Genomic DNA, 2672 nt, shown 5'->3' with positions numbered 1-2672 from the left:
GTGTGTAGGTAAGCAACCCCGTTTACACTGTTAGAGAAGTGAATATCCATGTTTGCCATGTGTACTCTATCATCTTTATCGATGATTTGAATATCTTCACCTTCATATTTTTCTCTAATAACTGCATCTAATTGTTTAATGATTGTTACTAAGTGTGGTACCACTTCTTCTAAATATGCTAACGGCCATTTTTCTAACGCTTCAGCTAAGATAGTGTGGTTTGTGTAACCAGTCATTTTTTGAACGATTGTGTATGCTTCTTCAAATTCAATTCCGTGTTTTTCAGTTAATAAACGAATTAATTCAGGAATTACCATACTTGGGTGAGTATCGTTGATTTGAACATATGCATATTCGTATAGATCGTGAACATTACTTCCTTTAGCAATAGCTTCATCTAAAATTAATTGAGCTGCATTTGACACCATGAAGTATTGTTGGTAAATACGTAATAATTCACCATTTTTATCACTATCATCTGGATATAAGAATAATGTTAAGTTTTTCTCAATTTCAGTTTTATCAAAACTAATACCATCTTCAATGATACTACTATCTACTGACTCGATATCGAATAAGTTTAGATAGTTTTTAGTATCTTTTTTGTATCCTAATACGTCAATTCTTTTTAGTGTTGAAGTTAGGTTGAAGTTTTTGAATGGTACTGTGTATTTTACATCAGTATCTCTTAACCATGAAGAATCTTCAATCCAGAAGTTTGGCTCTGCGTGTTGTTCATTTTTAACAAATACTTGTCTGAATAATCCACAGTGGTAGTTTAATCCAACTCCATCACCATTGATTCCTAATGATGAGATAGAATCGATGAAACAAGATGCTAAACGCCCAAGACCACCGTTACCAAGTGATGGTTCTAATTCTGCTTCTTCAACATCGCTAAGACGTTTGTTAGCTGCGTTTAATTCTTTTTCGATTTCTTCGTAGATTCCTAAGTTAATTAGGTTATTTGATAATAGTTTACCAATTAAAAATTCTGCTGAAATGTAGTAAACTTTTTTCTTATCATTGTTTTGAGCTTTTTTATCAGCTTCTTCTTTTACATAGTTTAATAATTGTATATATATCTCTTTGTTCTCTAAAGTACTTAGTTCTTTACTTGTATTATCTAATACATATTTACTAAATGACATTTTATACCCTCTCTCTTGAATATCTTACTGTAATATTTCTTAAAAATTCTTTTCTTTCTTCTGTTAAATCTTCTGCAAGCATTCTCCACTCCCAGTTTCCTCCAACTGTTGATGGAACGTTCATTCTGCTTGTTGCATCTTTATCTAATAAATCTTGCATTGTTACAATTGCATAATCACTTACTGAAGAGTAAATTCCTCTAATCATAGCTTCAGTGATTTTTTCATCATCACGACGATTTAGGTATTCAGAAACTAGTTCTCTTTCAGATTCACTTAATTTTTCATACCACCCATTAACTACATCGTTATCATGTGTTCCTGTGTAAGCAACACTGTTTTGTGTATAATGATGTGGACGATCCAGATTATCTTCTCCAGGGAAAGCAAATTGAAGAATCTTCATTCCTGGATATCCAGAATCATCTAATAATTTTTCTGCTTTAGCATCGATAAATCCTAGATTTTCTGCAACGATTGGTAAATCACCTAACTGTTCTTTTATTTTTTGGAACAATTCAATTCCTGGACCAGCTTCCCAAGTACCATTTACTGCATTTTCAGCATCTTTATCTATTTGCCAGAAATCAGAGAATCCTTTAAAGTGGTCTATACGAAGTACATCATAGATTTTGAAACTTTCTTGCACTCGGTAAATCCACCATGAAAATCCTTGTTCTTTGTGTTTTTCCCAATCATAGATTGGATTACCCCAAAGTTGCCCAGTAGGACTGAAGTCATCTGCAGGACATCCAGCTACATAAAGAGGTTCATTGTTTTCGTCAACTTTGAATAGTTCAGGCATTGTCCACATTTCAACACTATCAGCACTTACATAAATTGGCATATCCCCAATAATTTTAATTCCTTTACCATTAGCATATTCTTTTAATGCTAGCCATTGTTTAAAGAAGAAATATTGAGTTACTGTGTAGTATCTTATGCTATCTTGAAGTTCTGTACGATATTTTTCACGAGCTGCTTCTTCACCTTTTTTAATATCCTCATCCCAGTGAATAAAACTCTTATATCCAAAACTTTCTTTTATAGCCATATACTCAGCATAATCTGCTAACCAGCTTGAATTCTCTGCTTTAAATTTTTCAATTTCAGTTAATACTTCACTATTTTTACTAGTGTTGGCAACTGCCTTTTCTAAGATAGGTCTTCTAGCTTCGAATAATAAAGCATAATCTATCTTTTCAGGATTGTCACCAAAATTAACATTTGCATAATCGCTTTCCTCTAGCAATCCAGCTTCAGTTAAAAGTGAAAAATCAATAAGATTTAAATTTCCTGCTACAGCCGAGAAACTTTGATAAGGTGAATCCCCATAACTAGTCGTTGTTAATGGTAAAATTTGCCAGTAAGTTTGTTTTGTTTCTTCCAAGAAATCAACAAAATCGTATGCACTTTTACCAAATGTTCCTATTCCAAATTGTCCCGGTAATGATGTAATATGCATCAAAACACCACTTGAACGTTTTGTCATTACTTTTTCCTCCGTTATATTTATAACTT

At 32.6% G+C, this 2672-nt stretch carries 2 protein-coding genes; both read right to left on the bottom strand.

From position 1 onward, the window contains the following. On the bottom strand, positions 1-1151 hold a 1151-nt coding region (locus RWN11_RS08190), incomplete at its 3' end, for a glycogen/starch/alpha-glucan phosphorylase (RefSeq protein ID WP_314161244.1). Position 1152: 1 nt separating this feature from the next. Continuing rightward, on the bottom strand, positions 1153-2643 hold the full coding sequence (gene malQ, locus RWN11_RS08185; RefSeq protein ID WP_314161243.1) for a 4-alpha-glucanotransferase: 1491 nt from the start codon (positions 2641-2643) through the stop codon (positions 1153-1155). Positions 2644-2672: the final 29 nt, after the last annotated feature.

It is taken from the genome of uncultured Gemella sp. (assembly GCF_963519265.1).
Classification (GTDB): Bacteria; Bacillota; Bacilli; order Staphylococcales; family Gemellaceae; genus Gemella.
The sequence above is the reverse complement of the archived record's forward strand: the minus strand, read 5'-3'. Positions and strand labels throughout refer to the sequence as shown.